Raw genomic sequence first — 23,683 nt, 5'->3', positions numbered from 1 at the left:
TCGCTATCAGGCTTCGGCCTGGGCGCCATTGACCTTGCGGCAATGAATCAGCGCATCGCGGATCATGAAGTTGACCAGCGTCGGCGACACACCCAGTTCCTTGGCGATGTCCTTTTGCGGCACGCCGTGCAGGCGGTACATCTCGAACGCATAGCGGGTACGCGGCGGCAACTCGGTCAGGGCGTCGGCAATTTTCTCCAGGCTGGAGAAATTGATGTGCGAGATTTCCGGCGAGGCACCCTGAATCACCACGTTCAGCCCCTCGGCCTCGGGGCCGGTGTATTTCTGTTCCAGCGCCTGCTTGCGGTAATGATCGATGGCCAGGTTGCGCACGATCTGAAACAGGTAACTGAGCTGTGCCTTGAAGGTCAGTGTGGCCTGCGGTGCCGAGCGCAGTCTGAAAAAGGCATCCTGCACGACGTCTTCGGCGCGCGAGCGGCAACCCACGATGCGGGCCGCAATCTTGACCAGCAGCAAGTAGTTATCGACGAATGCCTGGAGTAAGGGTGAGTCGCACTTACTTGTGATTACGTGTTCCGTCATGGAATTCACCTTGCTGCTTTAACAATGGAGGGGGAGGGCCGCATGGAGGGGGCAGCACCATCACATGGGGCGACAAATTAGCCTTAATGATAATTATTGTCAAATGCGAAAGCCAATCAGCGCACTTTAAAAGGGCGCTTTTGTCGTGCATGTCCTCGCCGCGTGCATCCGCCTAATTATTTGCAGACGCCATCCGTTCTCATTGGTGACAGGCCCGACCACGGTTGCGGCCAGGGAATACCTCAGGAGAACCCCATGCGTTCCGATCACGTGCATCGCCGCTTTTACATCCGCGCCCACAGCCGGACGGTTTCGATATGAGCACGCCGGTGAGCCTGACGCTGTTCTGTCTGCCTTATTCCGGGGCCAGCGCGATGTTCTACAGCCCCTGGCGGCGCAAATTGCCGGAGTGGCTGAACGTGCGCCCGCTGGAGCTTCCCGGTCGAGGCATGCGCATGGACGAGCCATTGCAGACCGACATCGTGCAGTTGGCCAATCATCTGGCCGATGAAATCAGTGCCGAACTGGACAAGCCCTATGCGCTGTTTGGCCACAGTCTGGGCGGGCTGCTGGCCTTTGAGCTGGCGCACGCCCTGCGCGAGCGCGGTCTGCCTGTACCGCTGGCGCTGTTCGCGTCGGCGACTGCCGGCCCGGTGCGCCGCGACGTCAGCGAATACGCCGCCGCCAAGACCGATGCGCAGCTGCTCGACCGATTGCGCACGTTAAAAGGCACCAGCGAAAACGTCATGGCCAACCAGGAACTCATGCAGTTGATGCTGCCGATCCTGCGCGCCGATTTTCTGCTGTGCGGCAGCTTTGTGTATGGCAGGCGCGAGCCGCTCAGCGTGCCGATCCATGTCTTTGGCGGCAAGCAGGACAGCATCGGCGTCGAGGAGCTGCTCGACTGGCAGGAAGAGACCTGCACCGGTTTCTCTCTGGACATGTTCGAGGGCCATCACTTTTACCTGGTCGACGAGCAAACGCAGCTGCTTCGTCTACTGCGGCGCTACTGCGAACAGCACCTGGCACGTTGGCGCAATAGCGCGTCACGGCAAATGAACCGGGCCGCCGGTTGACCCTGTTTGCCCCACGCGCGGCCTCCTTGCGGGGCGCGCGTCTTTTTTGAAATTCAGATTTTATCTGGCACGCCGAATCTAGCAGGAACCCCATCATGGATGCGTTTGAACTCCCCGACACTCTGGCTCAGGCGCTTCAGCGTCGCGCCTTGCATACGCCGGATCGGCTGGCGCTGCGTTTTCTCACCGATGAGAAAGACCAGGGCCTGGTGTTGACCTACCGTGATCTGGACCTGCGCGCGCGGACCATCGCTGCTGCGCTGCAATGCCAGGCCGTGCCGGGGGACCGGGCGATTTTGCTGTTCCATAGCGGGCCCGACTACGTCGCGGCGTTCTTCGGCTGCCTGTATGCCGGGATCATTGCCGTGCCGGCTTATCCGCCGGAATCCAGCCGCCGTCATCACCAGGAGCGCCTGCTGTCGATCATCGCCGATGCCGAGCCGCGTCTGCTGCTGACCGGCTCCGATTTGCAGCCTGCCTTAATGCAGATGGACGAGCTGTCCGCCGCCGAGGCGCCGCCACTGCTCTGTGTCGATACGTTGCCTGCTGCTCTGGCACAAGACTGGCAGGGTCCGCAGCTGCAGGCCGACGATATCGCGTTCCTGCAATACACCTCGGGCTCGACCGCACTGCCCAAGGGCGTGCAGGTCACACACGGCAACCTGGTCGCCAACGAGTTGTTGATCCGCCACGGCTTCGGCATCGACGTCAACCCGGACGACGTGATTGTCAGCTGGCTGCCGCTGTACCACGACATGGGCCTGATCGGCGGCTTGCTGCAGCCGATTTTCAGCGGCGTCCCGTGCATCCTCATGGCCCCCGCGTACTTCCTTGCCCGGCCATTGCGCTGGCTGGAAGCGATCAGTGAATACGGCGGCACCATCAGCGGTGGGCCTGACTTTGCCTACCAGCTGTGCAGCGCACGGGTCAGCGATTCGGCGCTGGAACGTCTGGACCTGAGTCGCTGGCGCGTGGCGTATTCGGGCTCCGAGCCGATTCGCGAAGACAGCCTGAGAGCCTTTGCCGAGAAATTCGCCAGTTGCGGCTTCACGCCTGACAGCTTCATGGCGTCCTACGGCCTGGCCGAAGCGACGCTGTATGTGGCCGGGGGCAAGCGCGGCAAGGGTATTCCATCGCTGCGTCTGAATGCGCAGGCGCTGGCGCGCAATGTCGCAGAACCGGGCGACGGTCAGCCGGTCATGAGCTGCGGCACGGGTCAGCCGGGGCATGGCGTACTGATCGCCGACCCGGTCAGCCTGCAGGCGCTCGGCGAAAATCAGATTGGCGAAGTCTGGGCCAGCGGGCCGAGCATCGCCCACGGCTATTGGCGCAATCCTGAGGCCACCGCCAGGGCATTCGTGCAGCATGCCGGGCAGACCTGGCTGCGCACCGGCGACCTGGGTTTTCAGCGTCACGGCGAGCTGTACATCACCGGCCGCCTGAAGGACATGCTGATTGTCCGTGGCCACAACCTGTACCCGCAGGACATCGAAAAGCTCATCGAGAGTGAGGTGGATGTCGTGCGCAAAGGCCGGGTGGCGGCATTTGCCGTCACTCAGGACGGTAGCGAAGGCATCGGCATTGCCGCTGAAATCAGTCGTAGCGTGCAGAAAATCCTCACCCCCGAAGCGTTGATCAAGGTTATCCGGCAGACCGTGGCCGAGGCGTTTCAGGAAGCGCCGAGTGTCGTGGTGCTGCTCAATCCGGGCGCGCTGCCCAAGACCTCCAGCGGCAAATTGCAGCGCTCGGCCTGCCGCACGCGTCTGGCCGACGGCAGCCTGGACAGCTACGCGGTGTTTCCTGCGAGCGATACCACTCTTTCAGGCCGTACCCCAGGCAGCGGCTCGGACCTGCAAGCGCAGATCGCCACAGTCTGGTGCGAGCAACTGCAATGTGAGCAGGTCAGTGCCGACGACCATTTCTTCCTGTTGGGCGGCAATTCGATTATCGCGACTCAGGTCGTGGCCCGCTTGCGCGCAACGCTGGGGATAGACCTGAACTTGCGGCTGCTCTTTGAAGCGCCGACGCTGGCGGCCTTCGCGGCACAGGTCGAAACGCTACAGATCCCCGCCTTGCAAGGCGACAGCCAGACGCAGAGCGCCATCGCCCGATTGCCCGGTAACGAGCATCTGCCACAGTCCATGGCCCAGAACCGCCTGTGGTTCCTCTGGCAGCTCGACCCGCACAGCAGCGCCTACAACATTCCCGGCGGGCTCCACCTGCGCGGTGAACTGGACACCACTGCGTTGCGCACCAGCTTCCAGCGCCTGATAGAGCGCCATGAATCGCTGCGCACGCGCTTCTACGAGCAGGACGGCGTGGCCCTGCAACGTATCGATGCGCCGGGTGAATTTCACCTCGACACCCTCGATATCAGTGATCTGCCCAGCGCCGAGCGTCAGGCACGGGCCGTGGCGATTCGCGAACAACAGGCGCGCTTGCCGTTCGATCTGCAACACGGCCCGCTGCTGCGCGTCACACTGCTGCAACTGGACGAAGAAGAGCATCAATTGCTGGTCACGCTGCACCACATCATTGCCGATGGCTGGTCGCTGAATGTGCTGATCGACGAGTTCTCGCGCCTTTATGCCTCGGCTGTTCAGGGGCAGACTCTGGAACTGGCTCCTTTGCCGCTGCGTTACGCCGATTACGGCCAATGGCAGCGCGAATGGCTGGCTAACGGCGAGGCCGAGCGCCAGTTGGCTTATTGGCAGCAACAACTGGGTGATGAGCAGCCGGTTCTGACGCTGAACACCGACCACACGCGTTCAGCCCGCCAGCAGCACAGTGCGTCGCGCTACAGCCTGCGCCTGACTGCCGAACTGAGCGCCGCCGTACGCAACACCGCGCAAGCCTGGCAATCGACGTCTTTCATGTTCCTGCTGGCAGGGTTCCAGACCCTGTTGCATCGTTACAGCGGGCAGACCGACATTCGTATCGGTGTGCCCGGCGCCAATCGGCCACGCCATGAAACCCAGGGCCTGATCGGCTTCTTCATCAACACCCTGGTACTGCGCGCGCAGTTGGACCCGCGTCTGCCATTCTCGACGCTGCTGGCCCAGACCCGGCAGGCTGCGCTTGAAGCCCAGGCCCATCAGGACGTGCCGTTCGAGCAACTGGTCGAGGCGTTTCCGCAGGCGCGTGAGCACGGTCTGTTCCAGGTCATGTTCAACCACCAGCAACGCGACCTCGGCGCGCTGCGTCGTTTGCCGGGGCTGCTGGCCGAAGAACTGCCGTGGCACAGCCGCGAGGCCAAGTTCGATTTGCAACTGCACAGCGAGGAGGACCGCAATGGTCGCCTGACGTTGTCCTTCGATTACGCTGACGAACTGTTTGAACACGAGACCATCGTGGCCATGGCTCAGCACTATGTACGACTGCTGACGCAAGTCAGCCAGCAGGCAAAGCTCGCGCTGGGGGATGTGCAACTGCTCAGCGCCGAGGAGCAGGACCAACAGGCGCAATGGAGCGCCGCGCCTTGCACGCCGGCTACGCTGTGGTTGCCTGAACTGCTGGACCGCCAGGCGCGACAGACCCCAGAGCGTATCGCACTGGTGTGGGGGGGCGGCAGCCTCGACTTCGCCAGCCTGCACACACAGGCCAACCGTCTGGCGCATTACCTGCGCGACAAGGGCGTGGGTCCGGACATCAAGGTGGCGATCGCCGCCGAGCGTTCGCCGCAGCTGTTGATCGGGCTGCTGGCGATCCTCAAGGCGGGCGGGGCTTATGTGCCGCTGGACCCGGATTATCCGCTGGATCGACTCGCCTACATGCTGCAAGACAGCGGGGTCGAACTCCTGCTGACCCAGAGCCATCTGCTGGGCGATCTGCCGAGCGCCGAAGGCGTGTGCACCGTCGCCATGGACACGCTGCACCTGGACAACTGGCCGGTCAGCGCGCCGCGCCTGAACCTGCACGGCGACAACCTGGCGTACGTGATTTATACCTCCGGCTCGACCGGTCAGCCCAAAGGCGTCGGCAACACCCATGCGGCCCTGGCCGAGCGCCTGCAATGGATGCAGGACACCTACGCGCTGGATGAAAGCGACGTGCTGATGCAGAAGGCACCGATCAGCTTCGATGTTTCGGTATGGGAATGCTTCTGGCCGCTGATCACCGGCTGCCGCCTGCTGCTGGCAGGCCCCGGTGAACACCGCGACCCGCAGCGCATCGCGCAGTTGATCAACGCGTATTCGGTGACCACGCTGCACTTCGTGCCGCCGCTGCTGCAACTGTTTATCGACGAGCCGCTGGCGCAGCAGTGCAGCAGCCTGCGTCGCCTGTTCTCTGGCGGCGAAGCGTTGCCCGGCGAGTTGCGCAACCGGGTGCTCGAGCAACTGCCCGGCGTAAAACTGCACAACCGCTATGGCCCGACTGAAACCGCGATCAACGTCACCCACTGGCAGTGCCGGATCAGCGACGGCCTGCGCTCGCCGATCGGCCGACCATTGGCCAATGTGCTGTGCCGGGTGCTGGACAGCGAACTGAATCCGCTGCCACGCGGGGTGGCCGGGGAGCTGTGCATCGGCGGTATCGGTCTGGCGCGTGGCTATCTGAGACGTCCCGGGTTGACAGCTGAGCGCTTTGTCGCCGATCCGCTGGGGCAAGCGGGTGAGCGCCTGTATCGCACCGGGGACCTGGTACGCTGGGGTACTGATGGTGCACTGGAATACCTAGGCCGCCTGGATCAACAGGTCAAACTGCGCGGTTTCCGCGTCGAACCACAAGAGATCGAAGCCCGTTTGCTGGCCCAGCCAGGCGTAGGCCAGGCGGCCGTGCTGCTGCGTGAAACCGTTGCCGGGCCGCAACTGATCGGTTATTACACCGCCGAAGCAGGGCAGAACGTCGAGGCCGAGCGGATCAAGTCGGCGCTGGCTCTGGAGCTGCCGGATTACATGGTCCCGGCGCAGCTGGTGCGCCTCGACAACATGCCCCTGAGCCCGAGCGGCAAGCTGGATCGCCGCGCCTTGCCCGAGCCGCAATGGCAGACCCGCGAGCACGTCGAGCCGCAGACGGATCTGCAAAAACAGATCGCCGCTATCTGGCGACAGGTGCTGGGTGTGCCGCGTGTCGGCTTGCGCGATGATTTCTTTGAACTGGGCGGGCACTCGTTGCTGGCCACGCAGATCATTTCCCGCGTGCGTCAGGCGTGCGACATCGACCTGCCGCTGCGGACGCTATTCGAAGCCAGCGAGCTGGGCGCGTTTGCCGAACAGGTAGACACCCTTCAGCTGTCAGGCGCGCGCAGCAGCCTGCAGCCGATTGCCCGTGTCGACCGCAGACAGCCAGTGCCGTTGTCCTATTCCCAGCAGCGCATGTGGTTCCTCTGGCAGATGGAGCCGGACAGCCCGGCCTACAACGTCGGCGGCATGGCGCGCCTGAAGGGCGTACTGAACATCGAGTGTTTCGAGGCCGCGCTGCAAGCCTTGATCCTGCGCCATGAAACCCTGCGCACCACGTTCCCGAGCGTCAACGGCGTAGCGTGCCAGCAGGTCAGCGAGCAGTCCGGCCTGCGTGTGCAATGGCAGGACTACTCGGCATTGCCCGTCGAACGTCGTCAGCAGCGCATTCAGGCTCTGGCCGACAGCGAGGCGCATCAGCCTTTCAATCTGGAAACCGGGCCTTTGCTGCGTGCATGTCTGGTCAAGTCGAGCGACCTCGAGCATTACTTCGTCCTGACCCTGCACCATATCGTCACCGAAGGCTGGGCGATGGACATTTTCGCCCGCGAACTGGGCCTGCTTTACGAAGCTTTCCTTGAAGGACGAGCATCGCCACTGGAACCACTGGCGGTGCACTATCTGGATTACAGCGTCTGGCAACGGCAGTGGATGGAAGCCGGCGAACGCCAGCGCCAGCTCGATTACTGGACCGCGCAGCTGGGCAACGAGCATCCATTGCTGGAGCTGCCTGCGGACCGGCCGCGGCCGGCGGTGCAAAGCCATCAGGGTGAGTTGTACCGCTTCGATCTGAACGCCGACCTGGCTGCAAAAGTTCGTGCATTCAATGCCCGCAACGGCCTGACCCTGTTCATGACCATGACCGCCACCCTGGCGGTATTGCTCTACCGCTACAGCGGCCAGAACGACCTGCGCATCGGCGCGCCGGTGGCCAACCGTATTCGTCCGGAAAGCGAAGGGCTGATCGGCGCGTTCCTCAATACTCAGGTGTTGCGCGTGCAGCTTGACGGGCAGATGAGTGTTGCCCAGCTGTTCGAACAGGTTCGCCACACGGTGATCGAAGGCCAGTCGCATCAGGACCTGCCGTTCGATCATCTGGTCGAAGCCCTGCAACCGCCACGCAGCGCCGCCTACAATCCGCTGTTTCAGGTGATGTGCAACGTGCAGCGCTGGGAATTCCAGCAAAGTCGCGAGCTGGCGGGCATGACCGTCGATTACCTGGTCAACGATGCGCGGGCCACCAAGTTCGACCTCAATCTGGAAGTCACCGAGCTGGATCACCGTCTGGGTTGCTGCCTGACCTACAGCACCGATCTGTTCGATGAGCCGCGCATCGCGCAGATGGCCGAACACTGGCTGAACCTGTTGCAGGCCCTGCTTGCTGACCCTCAACAACGCCTGAGTGAATTGCCGTTGTTGCAGGATACAGAGCGTCAGCAACTGCTCGACAGCCTCGGCGTCGAAGCGGGTGAACAACGGCTCGACCAATGCATTCACAGCCTGTTCGCCGAGCAGGCACAACGGCGTGCAGACGCGCCGGCGCTGACTTTCGCCGGGCAAACCCTCAGCTACGCCGATCTGGACGCCCGCGCCAACCAACTGGCCTGGATGCTCCGCGAGCGCGGTGTCGGCCCGCAGGTTCGCGTCGGTCTGGCGCTGCCGCGCTCGCTGGACATGGTCGTCGGCCTGCTGGCGATCCTCAAGGCCGGTGGTGCTTATGTGCCGCTCGACCCGGAATACCCGCTGGAACGTCTGCACTACATGATCGAAGACAGCGGCGTCGGGCTGCTGCTGAGCGATCGTGCCCTGTTTGCCGCACTGGGCGAGTTGCCTGACAGTGTCGCCCGCTGGTGCCTGGAAGATGATCAGCCATTGCTGGCATCCTGCCCGACCCGTGAGCTGCCGTTCATCAGCCTGCCGCAGCATCAGGCGTACCTGATCTACACCTCCGGTTCGACCGGCAAACCCAAGGGTGTGGTGGTGTCCCATGGTGAAATCGCCATGCATTGCCAGGCGGTGATCCGGCGCTTCGACATGCGCCCTGACGACTGCGAGCTGCATTTCTACTCGATCAATTTCGATGCCGCCACCGAGCGCCTGCTGGTGCCATTGCTCAGCGGTGCACGCGTGGTGCTGCGTGCTCAGGGACAGTGGGACGCCGAAGAAATCTGCACGCTGATTCGTCAGCAGCAGGTCAATATTCTCGGCTTCACGCCCAGTTACGGCAGCCAGTTGGCGCAGTGGCTGGCGACTCAGGGCCAGACCCTGCCGGTGCGCATGTGCATCACTGGCGGCGAAGCGCTGACCGGCGAACACCTGCAACGCATCCGTGCGGTGTTCCAGCCCGAGTTGTTGTTCAATGCCTATGGCCCGACCGAAACCGTGGTCATGCCATTGGCCAGCCTGGCCCCGCAGCAACTGGAAGAGGGCGAAGCCAGCGTGCCGATCGGTCGCGTGGTCGGCGCAAGGGTGGCCTACATTCTCGACGCCGATCTGGCGCTGGTGCCCCAGGGCGCGAGCGGCGAGCTGTACATCGGCGGAGCGGGCCTGGCGCAGGGCTATCACCAGCGCCCCGGCATGACTGCCGAACGCTTCGTGGCCGATCCATTCGCCAGCAACGGCGGACGTCTGTATCGCACCGGCGATCTGGTGCGCCAGCGCGCCGACGGGCTGGTGGAATACCTGGGGCGTATCGACCATCAAGTGAAGATTCGCGGTTTCCGTATCGAACTGGGGGAAATCGAGACCCGTTTGCTGGAGCACGCGGCGGTCCGCGAAGCCATTGTGCTGGCGCTGGACACGCCGTCGGGCAAGCAGCTGGCGGGCTATCTGGTCAGCGATGTGGCCGGGCAGGGCGACGAGCAGCAGACGCAACTGCGTGAATCGCTCAAGTCGCACCTCAAGGCGCAACTGCCGGACTACATGGTGCCGACCCACCTGATCCTGCTCGACAGCATGCCGCTGACCGCCAACGGCAAACTCGACCGCCGTGCCTTGCCTGCACCAGACCCGGAACTCAATCGTCAACACTACGTAGCGCCTGCCAGCGAGCTGGAACAACAGCTGGCGGCGATCTGGTGTGCGGTGCTGAACGTAGAAAAAGTCGGCCTCAACGATAACTTCTTCGAACTGGGCGGCGACTCGATCCTGTCGATTCAGGTGGTCAGCCGGGCGCGCCAGCTGGGTATTCATTTCAGCCCGCGTGATCTGTTCCAGCACCAGACCGTGCAGACCCTCGCCGCCGTGGCCACCACCCACGAACTGATTCAGGCCGAGCAGGGCTTGCTCGACGGTGCTTCCGGCCTGACGCCGATTCAGCAGTGGTTTTTCGCCACGCCGATCCCCGAGCGTCAGCACTGGAACCAGTCGCTGTTGCTGGAACCACTCAGCGCGCTGGATCCGAGCCTGCTGGAGCAGGCGTTGCGTGCGCTACTCGAACAACACGACGCCCTGCGCCTGAGTTTCACCGAGCATGAGGGTACGTGGCAGGCTGAACACCGCGCAGTGACAGCCGACGCCCTGTTGATTCAGGCGCAGGTCACCGACATGGCCGAATGCGCAGCCTTGTACGCCGACACCCAGCGCAGCCTCGACCTGCAAAATGGTCCGCTGCTGCGCGCCTTGCTCGTCGACGGTCCGCAGGGCCGGCAACGGTTGCTGATGGTCATTCATCATCTTGTAGTCGACGGCGTGTCATGGCGTGTGCTGCTCGACGATCTGCAAAGCGCTTATCGTCAACTGCGCGATGCAGCCCCCGTGCGCCTTGCGGCGAAGACCAGCGCCTTCCGCGACTGGGCCGCACGTCTGCAGGCCTATGCAGGCAATGAATCGTTACGTGAAGAACTGCAGGTGTGGCAGCGCCAGCTTGGCGGCCCTGCTGCGCAGTTGCCATGCCATAACCCACAGGGCGGTCGGCAGAATCGTCATGCGCAGACGGTCAGCGTACGCCTGGATGCCGAACGTACCCGGCAACTGCTGCAACAGGCGCCAAGTGCCTACCGAACCCAGGTCAACGACCTGCTGCTGACCGCGCTGGCACAGGTGGTCTGCCGCTGGAGCGGGCAGCCGTCGACGCTGATCCAGCTTGAAGGTCACGGCCGTGAAAACCTGTTCGACGACATCGATCTGACCCGTACGGTGGGCTGGTTCACCAGCGCCTATCCGCTGCGCTTGACGCCAGCGCCGGCTGTCGATTCGGCACCGGGCGACTCGATCAAGGCGATCAAGGAACAACTGCGTCAGGTGCCGCACAAGGGGCTGGGCTATGGCGTGCTGCGCTACCTGGCCGACGGTGCCAGCAAGGCCGCCATGCAGGCACTGCCGCTGGCGCCGATCACCTTCAACTACCTCGGCCAGTTCGATCAGAGCTTCGCTGACGACGCGCTGTTCCGTCCGCTGGAAGAGTCGCCAGGTGCCGCACACGATCCGCAGGCGCCAATGCCCAACGAACTGAGCATCGACAGTCAGGTGTATGGCGGTGAGTTGTTGCTGCGCTGGACCTTCAGTGCCGAACGCTATGAACCCGCCGCCATCGAAGCACTGGCGCAGGATTACCTGGCCTGCCTGCAGGCGCTGATTGCCCATTGCCTGGCCGATGGCAGCGGCGGCCTGACACCGTCGGACTTCCCGCTGGCTGCTCTGGATCAGGCGCAGCTCGACGCGCTGCCGGTTCCGCCAAGCCACATCGAGGACGTCTACCCACTGACCCCGATGCAGGAGGGCATGCTGCTGCACACCCTGCTGGAGCCGGGCACCGGGCTGTATTACATGCAGGACCGCTACCGCATCGACAGCGCGCTGGACCCGCAGCGTTTCGCCCAGGCCTGGCAAGCGGTAATCGCCCGTCACGAAGCGCTGCGAGCTTCGTTCTGCTGGAACATCGGCGAGACCATGCTGCAGGTCATTCACAAGCCGGGCAGCACGCCAATCGATTATCTGGACTGGCGTGACGTGCCCGCGGAGCAGCAGGAGCCGCACTTGCAGGCCCTGCTCAAGTCCGAACGCGAGGCGGGATTCGCGCTGCTCGATCAACCGCCGTTCCACCTGCGCCTGATCCGCGTCGACGAGGCGCGCTACTGGTTCATGATGAGCAACCACCACATCCTCATCGATGCCTGGTGCCGCTCGCTGCTGATGAACGACTTCTTCGACATTTACACCGCGCTGGGCGAAGGTCGCGATGCGCAACTGGCACCCGCACCGCGCTATCGCGACTACATCGGCTGGTTGCAACGCCGTGGTCTGGCGCAGGCGCGTGACTGGTGGCGAGACAACCTGCGCGGCTTCGAGCGGCCCACGCCGATCCCCAGCGACCGGCCGTTCCTGCGTGAACATGCCGGCGACAGCGGTGGCATGGTGGTGGGCGACTGCTATACCCGTCTCGATGAGCGCGACGGCGCGCAACTGCGCGAACTGGCGCAGCAGCATCAACTGACCATCAACACCTTCGCCCAAGCGGCGTGGGCGCTGACCCTGCGGCGCATGAGCGGTGATCGCGACGTGGTATTCGGCGTCACCGTGGCCGGGCGGCCGGTGGAACTGCCGCAGATGCAGCGCACGGTCGGGTTGTTCATCAACACCATCGCCTTGCGTGTCGGCATGCCGGCCGACGATCAGCGTTGCAGCGTTCGCCAGTGGCTCAGTCAGTTGCTGGACAGCAACATGCAACTGCGCGAGTACGAATACCTGCCGCTGGTGACCATTCAGGAAAACAGCGAGCTGCCCAAGGGCCAGCCGCTGTTCGACAGCCTGTTCGTGTTCGAGAACGCGCCAGTCGAGGTTTCGGTGCTGGACCGTGCGCAAAGCCTGAATGCCACCTCGGATTCCGGTCGCACCCACACCAACTACCCGCTGACCGCAGTCTGCTATCCGGGCGATGACCTGGGTCTGCACCTGTCCTACGATCAGCGCTATTTCGACGAATCCACCGTGCAGAGCATGCTCAGTGAGTTCAAGCGCCTGCTGCTGGCGCTGGTCGAAGGCTTTCATGGCGACATGGCCGAACTGGCTCTGGTCAGTGAGCAGGAACGCGCTTTCCTGATCGGCGGTTGCAATCAGAGCGACCATGCCTACCCGCTGGATAAAAGCTATGTCGAGCTGTTCGAAGCGCAGGTCGCGGCGCATCCGGAGCGCATTGCGGTCAGTTGCCTGGACCGCCAGCTCAGCTATACCGAGCTGAATATCGCCAGCAACCGTCTGGGCCATGCCCTGATCGAGGCGGGTGTCGGTTTCGATCAGCCGGTTGCCGTGCTCGCCGAGCGCGGCGTTGAACTGCCGGGCATGATCATCGGCAGCTTCAAGGCCGGTGCCGGTTACCTGCCGCTGGACCCGGCGCTGCCGAACTCCCGGCTGAGCGGCATCATCGCCCAGAGCGCCACGCCGCTGCTGGTGTGCAGCGCTGAGTGCCTGGAACAGGGCAGGGCGCTGCTCGCTGCACTGCCCGAAGCGCGCCGACCGCAGTTGCGGGTCTGGGAAGACGTGCAGCAGAGCGATTCCGCGCAGCACAACCCTGGCCGCTACAGCGCGCCGGACAACCTCGCTTATGTGATCTTTACCTCAGGCTCTACCGGATTGCCGAAAGGCGTGATGGTCGAGCAGCGCGGCATGCTCAATAACCAGTTGAGCAAGGTGCCTTATCTGAGCCTGAGCGACCGCGATGTGATCGCCCAGACCGCCTCCCAGAGTTTCGACATTTCGGTCTGGCAGTTCCTCGCCGCGCCGCTGTTTGGCGCGCGGGTGGACATTGTGCCGAACGACATCGCCCGCGATCCGCAGGCGCTGTTGGCGCACGTTCAGGCGCAGCGCATCAGCGTGCTGGAAAGCGTACCGTCGCTGATCACCGGCCTGCTCGCCGAACCGCAGGCAGCGCTCGACAGCCTGCGCTGGATGCTGCCGACCGGTGAAGCCATGCCGCCGGAACTGGCCAGCCAGTGGCTGCAACGTTACCCGCAGATCGGCCTGGTGAATGCCTATGGTCCGGCCGAGTGTTCCGATGATGTGGCGTTCTTCCGGGTCGATGCGCAGTCCACACGCAGCGCTTACCTGCCGATCGGTTCGCCGACCGACAACAACCGCCTGTACCTGCTCGACGATGCGCTGGACCTCGTGCCGCTGGGCGCGGTTGGTGAGCTGTGCGTGGCCGGGGCCGGTGTCGGTCGCGGTTATGTCGCTGATCCGCTGCGCACCGTGCCGGTGTTTGTGCCGCATCCGTTCGGTGCGCCAGGCGAGCGTCTGTACCGCACCGGTGATCTGGCGCGGCGGCGCAAGGACGGCGTGCTGGAGTACGTCGGCCGGGTCGATCATCAGGTGAAGATTCGCGGCTATCGCATCGAGCTGGGCGAAATCGAAACCCGCCTGCTGGAGCATCCTGGCATCCGCGAGTCAGTGGTGCTGGACGTCGACGGCCCATTGGGCAAGGTGCTGGCGGCCTACCTGGTACCACGCTCCGCGACGCAGGAACACGAGGCTCTGCGTGATGAGGTGAAAAACCACCTCAAGGCCAGCCTGCCGGACTACATGGTGCCGACGCATCTGGTGCTGCTGGAGGCCATGCCGCTGACCCCGAACGGCAAGCTGGACCGCAGGGCCCTGCCGGCGCCGGACGTCAGCCTGGCACAGCAGGATTACCTGCCGCCACAGACGGAAATGGAGCAGCAACTCGCGACGATCTGGGCCGATGTGCTCAAGGTCGAGCGCGTGGGCATTACCGACAACTTCTTCGAGCTGGGCGGCCACTCGCTGCTCGCGACCCAGGTAGTGACGCGTGCGCAGAAGCTCTTGCAGCGTAACGTGCCGTTGCGGGCGATGTTCGAATTCAACACCGTTCAGGCGTTGGCGCAGCACCTGGAAAGCCTTGGCGGAGCACAGGTCGACGAGCAGAAATTCGACCGTCTTGCCGACTTGATGGCGGAACTGGAAGGGCTCTGATCGGCCTCTCGTCGGCGCGCGGTGGTTGCGGATAAAAAACTCGTTGGCGGGTGTAAATCCGCAGCTCGCTGGCGCGTTTTCAAAGGAACGAACACACACCTGAAGCGGCATGCGCCAACGCTCATGCTTCAGGTCATTAAAGCCGCGTATTGAGGGTTGCACAGATGTCAGTCGCTACCAGGTTTATCGATGATCAGCCGGCACGGGTTGCCCCGGCTGCGGCTGAGACGCTCTACCAGTTCGACGAATCGCCACTGCTGGCTCGACAGAGTCGTCAGGAGTCCAACGCACGCAGCTACCCACGGCGCATACCGCTGGCGCTCAAACGCGCCAAGGGTATTCACGTCGAGGACGTCGAAGGGCGGCGCTTCATCGATTGCCTGGCAGGCGCAGGTACTCTGGCGTTGGGGCATAACCATCCGGTAATTATCGAAGCGATCCAGCAAGTCATCGCCGACGAGTTGCCACTGCACACCCTGGACCTCACCACGCCGGTCAAAGACCAGTTCGTTCAGGACCTGTTCGGCCTGCTGCCGCCAGCGCTGGCCGATGATGCGAAGATTCAGTTCTGCGGTCCGACCGGCACCGATGCGGTGGAAGCCGCGTTGAAGCTGGTGCGTACCGCTACCGGGCGCAGTACGGTGTTGTCATTTCAGGGCGGTTATCACGGCATGAGCCAGGGCGCGTTGAGCCTGATGGGCAGTCTGGGCCCGAAAAAGCCGCTGGGTGCGTTGCTCGGCACAGGCGTGCAGTTTCTGCCGTACCCCTATGATTACCGCTGCCCGTTCGGGCTTGGCGGTGAGCAGGGCGTGCGCGCCAACCTGCATTATCTGGAAAACCTGCTCAACGACCCGGAAGCCGGCGTGCAATTGCCTGCAGCGGTCATCCTTGAAGTGGTGCAGGGCGAGGGCGGAGTGATCCCCGCCGATCTGGACTGGCTGCGCGGCGTGCGACGCATTACCGAAAAGGCCGGTGTGGCGCTGATCGTCGATGAAATCCAGAGCGGTTTCGCACGCACCGGCAAGATGTTTGCCTTCGAGCATGCCGGGATCATCCCGGACGTGGTGGTCATGTCCAAAGCTATCGGCGGCAGCTTGCCGTTGGCGGTGGTGGTCTATCGTTCGTGGCTGGACACCTGGCTGCCGGGCGCTCACGCGGGGACTTTTCGCGGTAATCAGATGGCCATGGCTACCGGTTCTGCCGTAATGCGCTATCTTCAGGAGCACTCTATTTGCGCACACGCGACAGCCATGGGCGCGCGTCTGTCCGGGCATTTGCGTGCCTTGCAGCGTGACTTCCCGCAACTGGGCGATATTCGCGGGCGCGGGCTGATGCTCGGTGTCGAACTGGTCGATCCGTCCGGTGCGCGCGATGCGCAGGGTCATCCGCCGGTATTTGCGCGTCTGGCCCCGCTGATCCAGCGTGAATGCCTCAAGCGCGGGCTGATCCTGGAGCTGGGAGGTCGACATGCCAGCGTGGTACGTTTTCTGCCACCGCTGATCATCACTGCCGAGCAGATCGACGAAGTGGCAGAGATCTTCGGCCGCGCGCTGAACGCCGCCGTCGCCCAGGTTTAATTTTTCGACGTAGTGATACGTTCAATCCCTACAGCTGCCATGAATTGGCACGGCAGCCCTGAACACACATGGAGAGCAGCAATGACTTCAGTATTCGATCGGGAAGACATCGTCTTTCAAGTTGTAGTCAACCACGAAGAACAGTATTCCATCTGGCCCGACTACAAGGCGGTCCCCAACGGCTGGCGCACCGTGGGCAAAAGCGGTTTCAAGAAAGAATGCCTGGCCTACATAGAAGAAGTCTGGACCGACATGCGCCCCCTGAGCCTGCGCCAGAAAATGGAAGCGCAGACGGCCTGATTGACGGTCTGCACGGATACTTCGATTATCGTGCGACGCTCTGCGTCGTCACGCCGTTCCGGACGCTCCGCGTCCTCTCTGCGACGCAGAGCGTCGTGAACTGCATTCCCACGCTGGAGCGTGCGGAACGATAATCTCAACTTCGTGCTGAGTCTCTGCGTCGGTCTGGCCAGCTGATTCAGCTATCGTGCGACGCTCCGCGTCGTCATGCCGTTCCGGACGCTCAGCGTCCTCTTTGTGCCGCAGAGCGTCGTGAACTGCATTCCCACGCTGGAGCGTGAGGAACGATAATCTTAACTGCGTGCCGAAGCTCTGCGTCGGTCTGGACTGATAATTCGATTATCGTGCGACGCTCCGCGTCGTCATGCCGTTCCGGACGCTCCGCGTCCTCTTGACGACGCAGAGCGTCGAGACCTGCATTCCCACGCTGGAGCGTGAGGAACGATAATCTTAACTGCGTGCTGAGGCTCTGCGTCGGTCTGGCTAGCTGATTAAGCTATCGTGCGACGCTCCGCGTCGGCATGCCGTTCCGGACGCTCCGCGTCCTCTTGACGACGCAGAGCGTCGAGAACTGCATTCCCACGCTGGAGCGTGAGGAACGATAATCTCAACTATCGTGCTGAAGCTCTGCGTCGGTCTGCACGGATAACTCCATTATCGTGCGACGCTCCGCGTCGTCATGCCGTTCCGGACGCTCCGCGTCCTCTCTGCGACGCAGAGCGTCGTGAACTGCGTTCCCACGCTGGAGCGTAGGGAACGATAATTTCACTCCTTGCCAGCCAGCACCCCGATGATCCCCTGAATATCCCCCTGCAACTCCGCCAGCGGGTCAGCGCCATCAATCCCCAATACCAGCAGCTTGCTGCCAGCAGCCTCGATGGCTGCCTTGACTGGCGCGGGCGGCTGACGATGATCGAGCACCAAGGCCACGTCGTTATCCTTCAGGGTCGCGCTCAGTTTGCTCAAGGCTTCTGACGTCCATTGTTCATCCGTCAGCGCCTGAGTGTCGATCAGTTCCAGATTCAGCCCACTGATCAAATAGCCAAAGCGATCCGACAAACTCACCACACTCAAATTATCGGCACCGGCCAGCGCCGCTTCACTGCTGGCGCTGAGCTTGAGCAACTGTTGCTTGAACGCCGCCAGGTTGGCCTCGATTTTCGGTTTGGCGGCCGGTGCCAGGCGCACCAGATCCGCTGCCAGCACATCCGCCATACGGCCCATGTTATTGCTCGCCAGCCAGGGCTGACTGTTCAATCCGTCAGTGCCCTGACCCGGCTGTACGGCGATGCCCGGCAAGCTGCCGTCCACCGGACGCGCTGCATCGATCTCGACGATACGAATATTGCTGCGCCGCGCATTGAGGTAGAGCGGGTCATCGGCCCAGATCGAGCGCAAGCCAATCACTGCGTCGGCGTTGTTTGCCAGTCCGCGCAAGGCATCGGCACCACGCCCGGTGAAATACGCCGTCTGCCGCGAGCCCGGCAGGTTGGCCGCGGCAGCGCGTTCCAGCACCACACCGCTGTCCTTGAGCAGTATCTCGCCCAGCCCGTAGGTGATCGGCAGGCTGGCCAGTACCCGCACCGGTTGCGGGCTGTCGGCTTTGCGGTCGGCCGCCTGCAGGCTGTTGCTGAACAGGCCGGTCATGACCAGCGCCAGGGTCAAGGTACGTAACGTAGGCATTTATCCAATATTCCCTTTCAGGCTCGGCAGCGTGCCGCGAGCGATGGCGGCCAGGGCGAAAGCGATGCCCGCCACCAGAATGATTGCCGCGCCGGATGGCACCGGCAGGTCGAAGACGATGGGCAGCAGGATGCCGCACAGGGTGCTGATCGTGGCGATGGCCACCGAGATCCAGAAGAAGCCTTTCAGCGACTGACTCAATAACCTCGCTGCCGCCGCCGGAATCACCAGCAGCGCACCGACCAGAATCGCGCCGATGACTTTCACCGCAGCGACGGTAATCAACGTCACCAGAATCACGAACAGGTAATCCAGCGTCTTCACCGCCGCGCCGCGCACCGCGGCCAGTTGCGGGTTGAAGCTGGCCAGCATGATGCGGTTGTACAGCGGCAGGCTCAGGCCCATCACCAGCGAACCGACGATCAGCAGCACCAGAAGGTCGTTACCGTTGACGGTCAGCACTGAGCCGAACAACACGTTTTCCAGAATGTGCACGTTGATCTTGCCGGCCAGCACCAGCAGCAGGCTCGCGCCCAGTGCCAGGGATACCGACAGGAACACGCCGATCAGCGTGTCCGGTGCCAGTCCGGTGCGGTTGCGCAGGTAATTGAGGACGATGCCGAACAGCAGGCAATAGCCGAACAGGGCGCCATAGGGGCCGGTGTAGGGTTCGCCGAGCAGAATGCCGATCGCCACCCCGGTCAGTGCCGCATGACCCACGGCTTCGGAAAAAAACGCGAAGCGCTTGACCACCACCAGCGTTCCCAGACCGCCCAGCACCGGGCCGATCAACAGCCCGGCGAGCAGGGCGTTGACCACGAAACCGTAGGCCAGCGCCTCGGGCAGATAACCGGACGAGGCGAGGCCCTGAATGAAAAGTCGAAAGGTTTCGTAATCCATCACGCAATCCTCCCGGCGCTGCTATCCAGGGTGCGCGGGTGCGCAGAGAACAGGGTCAGCAGCCGTTCCGGGGTCAGCGCGGTGGCGGCCGGTTCGTCGAACAGGATGCGTCGGTTGAGCCCCGTAACCTGATCAGCCAGACGCCTGACGGCATCCAGGTCATGCTCGATCCACAGGACCGTGACTCCGCTTCGGCGCCAGTCGCTCAACAACCGCTCAAACACCTGAATACCGGCCTCATCCAGCGCCGACATCGGCTCATCCAGCACCAGCAATTGCGGCGCAGGAATCAGCCCCTGCGCCAGCAGCACGCGCTGCCGTTCGCCACCGGAAAGCGCGCCCATGCGCCGTTTGCGCTTGTCCTGCATGCCGACCCGTTCCAGTGCCTCGCCAATCGCCGCCGCGTAGTGCTTCGACACACCCAGAAACGCCGGGCGTCGCTGACACATGGCCGCCATGAAATCGTCGACGGTCATCGGCAGGCCACGGTCGAACTCCAGCGCCTGCGGCACATAGCCGATCAGTCCTGGAGCGGCAGGCCACAGCAGGCTCAATTGGCCTTGATGCGGTGTCTGTCCGAGCAGGGTCTTGATCAGCGAGCTTTTGCCACCGCCGTTCGGTCCGACCAGCGCGTGCACGCTGCCGGCGCGTACATTGAAATGAACCTGATCGAGAATCGTGGTACGCCCCAGGGTCAGGCTGACCTGGTTGAATTCGATGCCCGGCCCCTGGCTGACGATGTCGAGGTGTTGTGCCGCCGTCATGCGCCCGACTCCTGAATGGCCCGTACCACCGTGTCCAGGTTGCCGGCCATTTCCTTTTCGTATTTGTCGGCGGTGTACTCGCCATAGGAAATGTGCGACAGCGGGTACAGCTTGACCCCGGATTCGCGCTGTATGGTGTCGACGTAGGTGGACGGGAAATCCATCTCCGAGAAGATCACCTTCACGTCCAGTTCGCGCAGTTGATCGATGGTTTTTTTCAACTGGCTCGGGCTGGGCTCGATGCCATGCGCCGGTTCAACCACGGCGGTGACTTCCAGGCCGAATTCGCGCAGCAGGTAGTCGTAGGCGGCGTGCACCGTGGCCACACGCAGGTCGGCGTTCGGCGCCTTGGTCAGTTTGGCGAGCGCGTCGGCGCGCATCTGGCGCAGGCGCTTGCCATAGGCGCGAGCGTTGGCGGTGTAGGTTTTGGCATTGTCCGGGTCCAGTTTGCCCAGCTCGCGGGCAATGTTGTTGACCTGGGCGATGGACGCACTGATCGACAGGAAGGTGTGCGGGTTGACCACTTTGCCGGCGCCTCGCGCCGCCACCCCGGTGGCCGCCAGCAACGGCACATCGGCATTCGCCTCGATGGTCTTGATGTTCGGCGTTTCACTGGCGGCGATCATGCGGTCGGCAAAGTCGTCGTGACCGACACCGTTGAGCACGATCACGTCCAGCGAACCGATGCGCTTGATGTCCTCGGCGCGCGGCTCGTAGGCATGCGGGTTGAAGCCCGCCGGGATCAGCGGCACGACTTCGGCCTTGTCGCCGACAATATTGCTCACGTAGCTGTAGTACGGGTGCAGGGTAATACCGATGCGCAGGCGTTTGGCCGGTTCGGCGGCGAAGCTGGACGGCGCCAGCAGGGCGACAAATAGACCCGTCAGCAGGACGCGCAGCAAGGGACGGCGTTTGAATGAAATAGGCATGGGCAAGCGGTCTTCTTTCAAAGGAATGCGGAGTTTCAGTGCGGGTGCTGGCGGGTCACGCCAGCATCGAATTGCGCGACGACCTGTTTCCAGCCTGAATCGATCAAGGCCTGGTCACTGAGGTCGCTGACCGCCGCCAGCGAGGCGTTGCGGTTGATCCAGATGTCCGGCTGCTCGCCGGAATCGACACGCATGAGAAACGAACCGGCCACGCTCGGCGTCCGGCTCAGTCCCAGGTAGGACTGCTCGATCATCTGCCAGGCATGGTCGCCACGGCTCACCGAACTGGCATCCCTGGCGAACGGCGCAAAGCCTTCATCGCCCAGTTGCTCCGGGGTGATTGGCGTCTGTTGCTCGCTGGCCAGCAGGCGGATTTCGTCGAGGGTCACGCGCAGGTCGGCGTAAATGCCTTGTTCCGCAGCGCTCAGGTCGCGTCGTGCGTCCAGTTGATGGCTGGCGACGCTGTGCGTTTCCTGAGTATCACGGTGCAGGCTGATCACCCCGGCAGCAGTGCCGAGGATCAGCAGGCACAGCAACAGGACGTACAGGGTTTCATGCCCGGCGCCTGCCGGACGGACGATGTGTCTGGTCGGTGCGCTCATGGGGCCTGGATATCCGCCTGATCGATTTCCACCACGTGACCGGGACCGGCGTCGAACAGCACGTAGAACTCGGAAGCGGGGCGTTTGAAGGTCACGGTCGAGTCTTCGCCGAGCTTGCCGGGCACCAGGATGGTTTCGTCGTAGCCGATCACGTCCAGGGTTACACCCGGCGCACCACTGCCGTCGGAAAAGCCGCCGGTGCAGCGGATCTGTTCGTTATCGATCTGTTTGCATTCGCACATCGGGTTGTGCGCCAGGGCGTTGCCGCTCAGGCCGAGCAGGCACAGGGCACTGGCCGTCAGCCTGCGCAGGGAAGGGCGGGCACTCATGGTTGGGCTCCTTGTTTTTTCAGCCACGCCACGGTGGTGGGCGAAGCCTGTTGCAGAGGGATGGAAGTCTGATGCACGGCGCCGTCCCAGCCTTCCATTGTGATCCACAGCTCGGCGTCGGGATCGGTGTTTTGCGCAATCTGCATGAAGGCGCTCATGCGGTAGCCGCCACCGAAGAAAATCACCCCGGCGGTGCGCAGGCTGCGTGGTTTTCCAATGCGCAGGTAAGTGGCCTTGACCCGGTCGATGCAGGCGTTGCACAGCGCTGCGTTGAAACTTTTCATGTAGCCCGATGGACCGGAAAGGCGCGGCGCTTCATTGCGGTCTTCTGCCAGGCGCAGGCTCCACGGGCCGACCTGAATCTCGCCCACCTCTCGCTGGCCAAGGCCCTGATCGCCGCGATCCAGCGAGACGTCGGAGAAGTACTTGGGCATGAAACCCAGCGGGATCAGCACCAGCAGCACGTTGATATGGAAGCGCCATTTGTGCCAGAAGCGGCTGAGCGACGAAACAGGTGGTGCGACAGCGACCTTGCTCACAGGCTGTTCTCCGGGGTGCGGGCCGTCAGCGGCGAGGTGTTTATCTTCGGGGTGTATGCGGCAGGCTTTGCTCTGGCTTCACGCTTGAGTGCATTGATCGTTGCTATCGCAGTGCGCTTGCTCCAGATCAACAGACCGCTGAGCACCATCATGCTCAGCAGCAGGCCGAAGAACGCCCAGATCAGCTTGATCCAGATGCCGCCGAAATCGCCGGTGTGCAGCGGGCGCATGGACTCGGTGACGAACTCCAGCTTGTTGCGGTCCGACAACAGGTGCGAAGCGGCTATTTCACCGCTGTACGGGTTGATTTCGGCGGTCTGGAACATCAGCGGATACCAGCTGCGCCCACCCACCTGCATGTTGCTGTAGGCATTGAACGGCGGCGTGATGAAGCTGGCCTCAAGACCCGGAATCCGTTCTTTGGCGATTTCTACGGCCTTCGCCAGGCTGATGGTCGGCGCAGGGCTGCCGTCGGCAGTCAGCGGCACAGCGTTGTGCGGGATGATCGAGGCGACCTGGGATTTGCTGGAAATACTGATCTGGTTGTCGCCCAGAATCGCCTGAATCAGAAACCAGGTGCCGGTGATGGAAATCACTGCGATGAACCAGATCGACCACACGCCACTGAGCCGATGCAGATCGCCCCAGAAAATCCGCGGGCCTTGGCTGAAACGCACGGGCTTGAAGAAACCGCGCCAGAATTTCTTGTAGACCACCAGCCCGGTCACCAGCGACGCCAGCAACGGCAGGCCGAGAATCGACACCAGATACCAGCCCCATGAATAACCGTTGGTGAACGGCACCAGCCACCAGCCGTGCAGCGCTCGGGTAAAGCGGCGGAAGTCGAACGAAGGGGTAATGCCCTGAATCACCCCGGTGTAAGGGTTGACGTAAGCCGGGACCGAACGCCCGTCGGGGTAGGTGATGAACACGCTCAAGGCGAAGTAGTCGCCGTCCGGCTGCATGATGGTGCCGACGATCAGGTCCGGTTCGTTGCGTTCGATGGTGGCGCGAATCTGTTCGAAGTTCAGGCGCCTGGCATCATCGGAAGGGCGGTTGTCACGCATCTCCGGGTTGGCCAGCCACATGATTTCCTTGCTGACCACGGCCAGCGTGCCGGTCACACAGACGATCAGTACGAAGAACCAGATCGGCAGGGCCAGCCAGCTGTGGACGAGAAACCAGATTTTTGAGCGGGACTTCTTCGACATGGATAAACAATCTCGATTCGCGATGTGGAGCGGCCGCAGGGCGGTCCCCTCTGTCTGTACGCGCGGGCGGTATAAAAGCCTCGCATTAAGTTAAAGACGAATGAGAACTGAATTCCTATAGGAA

At 62.9% G+C, this 23,683-nt stretch carries 13 protein-coding genes; 4 read left to right on the top strand and 9 right to left on the bottom strand.

Features of this window, described 5'->3' with window-relative positions; genetic code table 11:
• Nucleotides 1-6: 6 nt before the first annotated feature.
• The gene (locus JOE33_RS04465; protein ID WP_003319375.1) at nucleotides 7-543 is read right to left on the bottom strand and encodes an RNA polymerase factor sigma-70; all 537 of its coding nucleotides are present in this window, start codon (nucleotides 541-543) and stop codon (nucleotides 7-9) included.
• 317 nt (nucleotides 544-860) lie between these two features.
• Between JOE33_RS04465 and JOE33_RS04460 the strand changes: the two genes are divergently transcribed.
• From JOE33_RS04460 to JOE33_RS04445, 4 genes are all read left to right on the top strand, one after another.
• Nucleotides 861-1,619, top strand: coding sequence for an alpha/beta fold hydrolase (locus tag JOE33_RS04460; protein ID WP_187626106.1), 759 nt, complete (start codon nucleotides 861-863; stop codon nucleotides 1,617-1,619).
• A gap of 95 nt (nucleotides 1,620-1,714) precedes the next feature.
• Nucleotides 1,715-14,725 carry a non-ribosomal peptide synthetase gene (locus tag JOE33_RS04455; protein ID WP_222943777.1) on the top strand — a complete coding sequence of 4,337 codons (13,011 nt, stop codon included), beginning with the start codon at nucleotides 1,715-1,717 and terminating at the stop codon, nucleotides 14,723-14,725.
• 164 nt (nucleotides 14,726-14,889) lie between these two features.
• Complete coding sequence (locus tag JOE33_RS04450) at nucleotides 14,890-16,302, top strand: aspartate aminotransferase family protein (protein ID WP_010426801.1); 1,413 nt, start codon at nucleotides 14,890-14,892, stop codon at nucleotides 16,300-16,302.
• 81 nt (nucleotides 16,303-16,383) lie between these two features.
• Complete coding sequence (locus tag JOE33_RS04445; RefSeq protein ID WP_122693768.1) at nucleotides 16,384-16,602, top strand: MbtH family protein; 219 nt, start codon at nucleotides 16,384-16,386, stop codon at nucleotides 16,600-16,602.
• 765 nt (nucleotides 16,603-17,367) lie between these two features.
• Here the strand turns inward: JOE33_RS04445 and JOE33_RS04440 are convergent.
• The 8 genes from JOE33_RS04440 to JOE33_RS04405 are packed head-to-tail and all read right to left on the bottom strand — an operon-like array spanning nucleotide 17,368 to nucleotide 23,559.
• Nucleotides 17,368-18,285, bottom strand: a complete 918-nt coding sequence (locus JOE33_RS04440; protein WP_187626105.1) for a zinc ABC transporter substrate-binding protein — start codon at nucleotides 18,283-18,285, stop codon at nucleotides 17,368-17,370.
• Nucleotides 18,286-19,185 (bottom strand): metal ABC transporter permease, encoded by a 900-nt coding sequence (locus JOE33_RS04435; RefSeq protein ID WP_187626104.1) that lies wholly within the window; start codon nucleotides 19,183-19,185, stop codon nucleotides 18,286-18,288.
• Nucleotides 19,185-19,949, bottom strand: coding sequence for a metal ABC transporter ATP-binding protein (locus tag JOE33_RS04430; RefSeq protein ID WP_032611472.1), 765 nt, complete (start codon nucleotides 19,947-19,949; stop codon nucleotides 19,185-19,187). Before JOE33_RS04430 ends, JOE33_RS04435 begins: the two co-directional genes overlap by 1 nt.
• Nucleotides 19,946-20,878: a metal ABC transporter substrate-binding protein gene (locus JOE33_RS04425; protein WP_032611474.1), complete on the bottom strand. Its 933-nt coding sequence runs from the start codon at nucleotides 20,876-20,878 to the stop codon at nucleotides 19,946-19,948. Before JOE33_RS04425 ends, JOE33_RS04430 begins: the two co-directional genes overlap by 4 nt.
• 35 nt (nucleotides 20,879-20,913) lie before the next feature.
• Nucleotides 20,914-21,480, bottom strand: a complete 567-nt coding sequence (locus tag JOE33_RS04420; protein ID WP_032611476.1) for a DUF6162 family protein — start codon at nucleotides 21,478-21,480, stop codon at nucleotides 20,914-20,916.
• A complete protein-coding gene (locus tag JOE33_RS04415; protein WP_032611478.1) occupies nucleotides 21,477-21,809 on the bottom strand; it encodes a hypothetical protein in 333 nt (110 codons plus the stop codon). Before JOE33_RS04415 ends, JOE33_RS04420 begins: the two co-directional genes overlap by 4 nt.
• Entirely contained in the window at nucleotides 21,806-22,348 is a 543-nt protein-coding gene (locus JOE33_RS04410) for a hypothetical protein (RefSeq protein WP_010431542.1), read from the bottom strand. The genes JOE33_RS04415 and JOE33_RS04410 overlap by 4 nt, the downstream gene beginning before the upstream one ends.
• The gene (locus JOE33_RS04405) at nucleotides 22,345-23,559 is read right to left on the bottom strand and encodes a PepSY domain-containing protein (RefSeq protein WP_187626103.1); all 1,215 of its coding nucleotides are present in this window, start codon (nucleotides 23,557-23,559) and stop codon (nucleotides 22,345-22,347) included. The genes JOE33_RS04410 and JOE33_RS04405 overlap by 4 nt, the downstream gene beginning before the upstream one ends.
• Between the last annotated feature and the right edge of the window lie 124 nt (nucleotides 23,560-23,683).

The sequence above is a fragment of the Pseudomonas sp. PvP027 genome, assembly GCF_017833005.1.
In the GTDB taxonomy this organism is placed as follows: Bacteria; Pseudomonadota; Gammaproteobacteria; order Pseudomonadales; family Pseudomonadaceae; genus Aquipseudomonas; species Aquipseudomonas congelans.
Note: the sequence above shows the minus strand (reverse complement) of the source record. Positions and strands in the feature narration are given on the sequence as shown.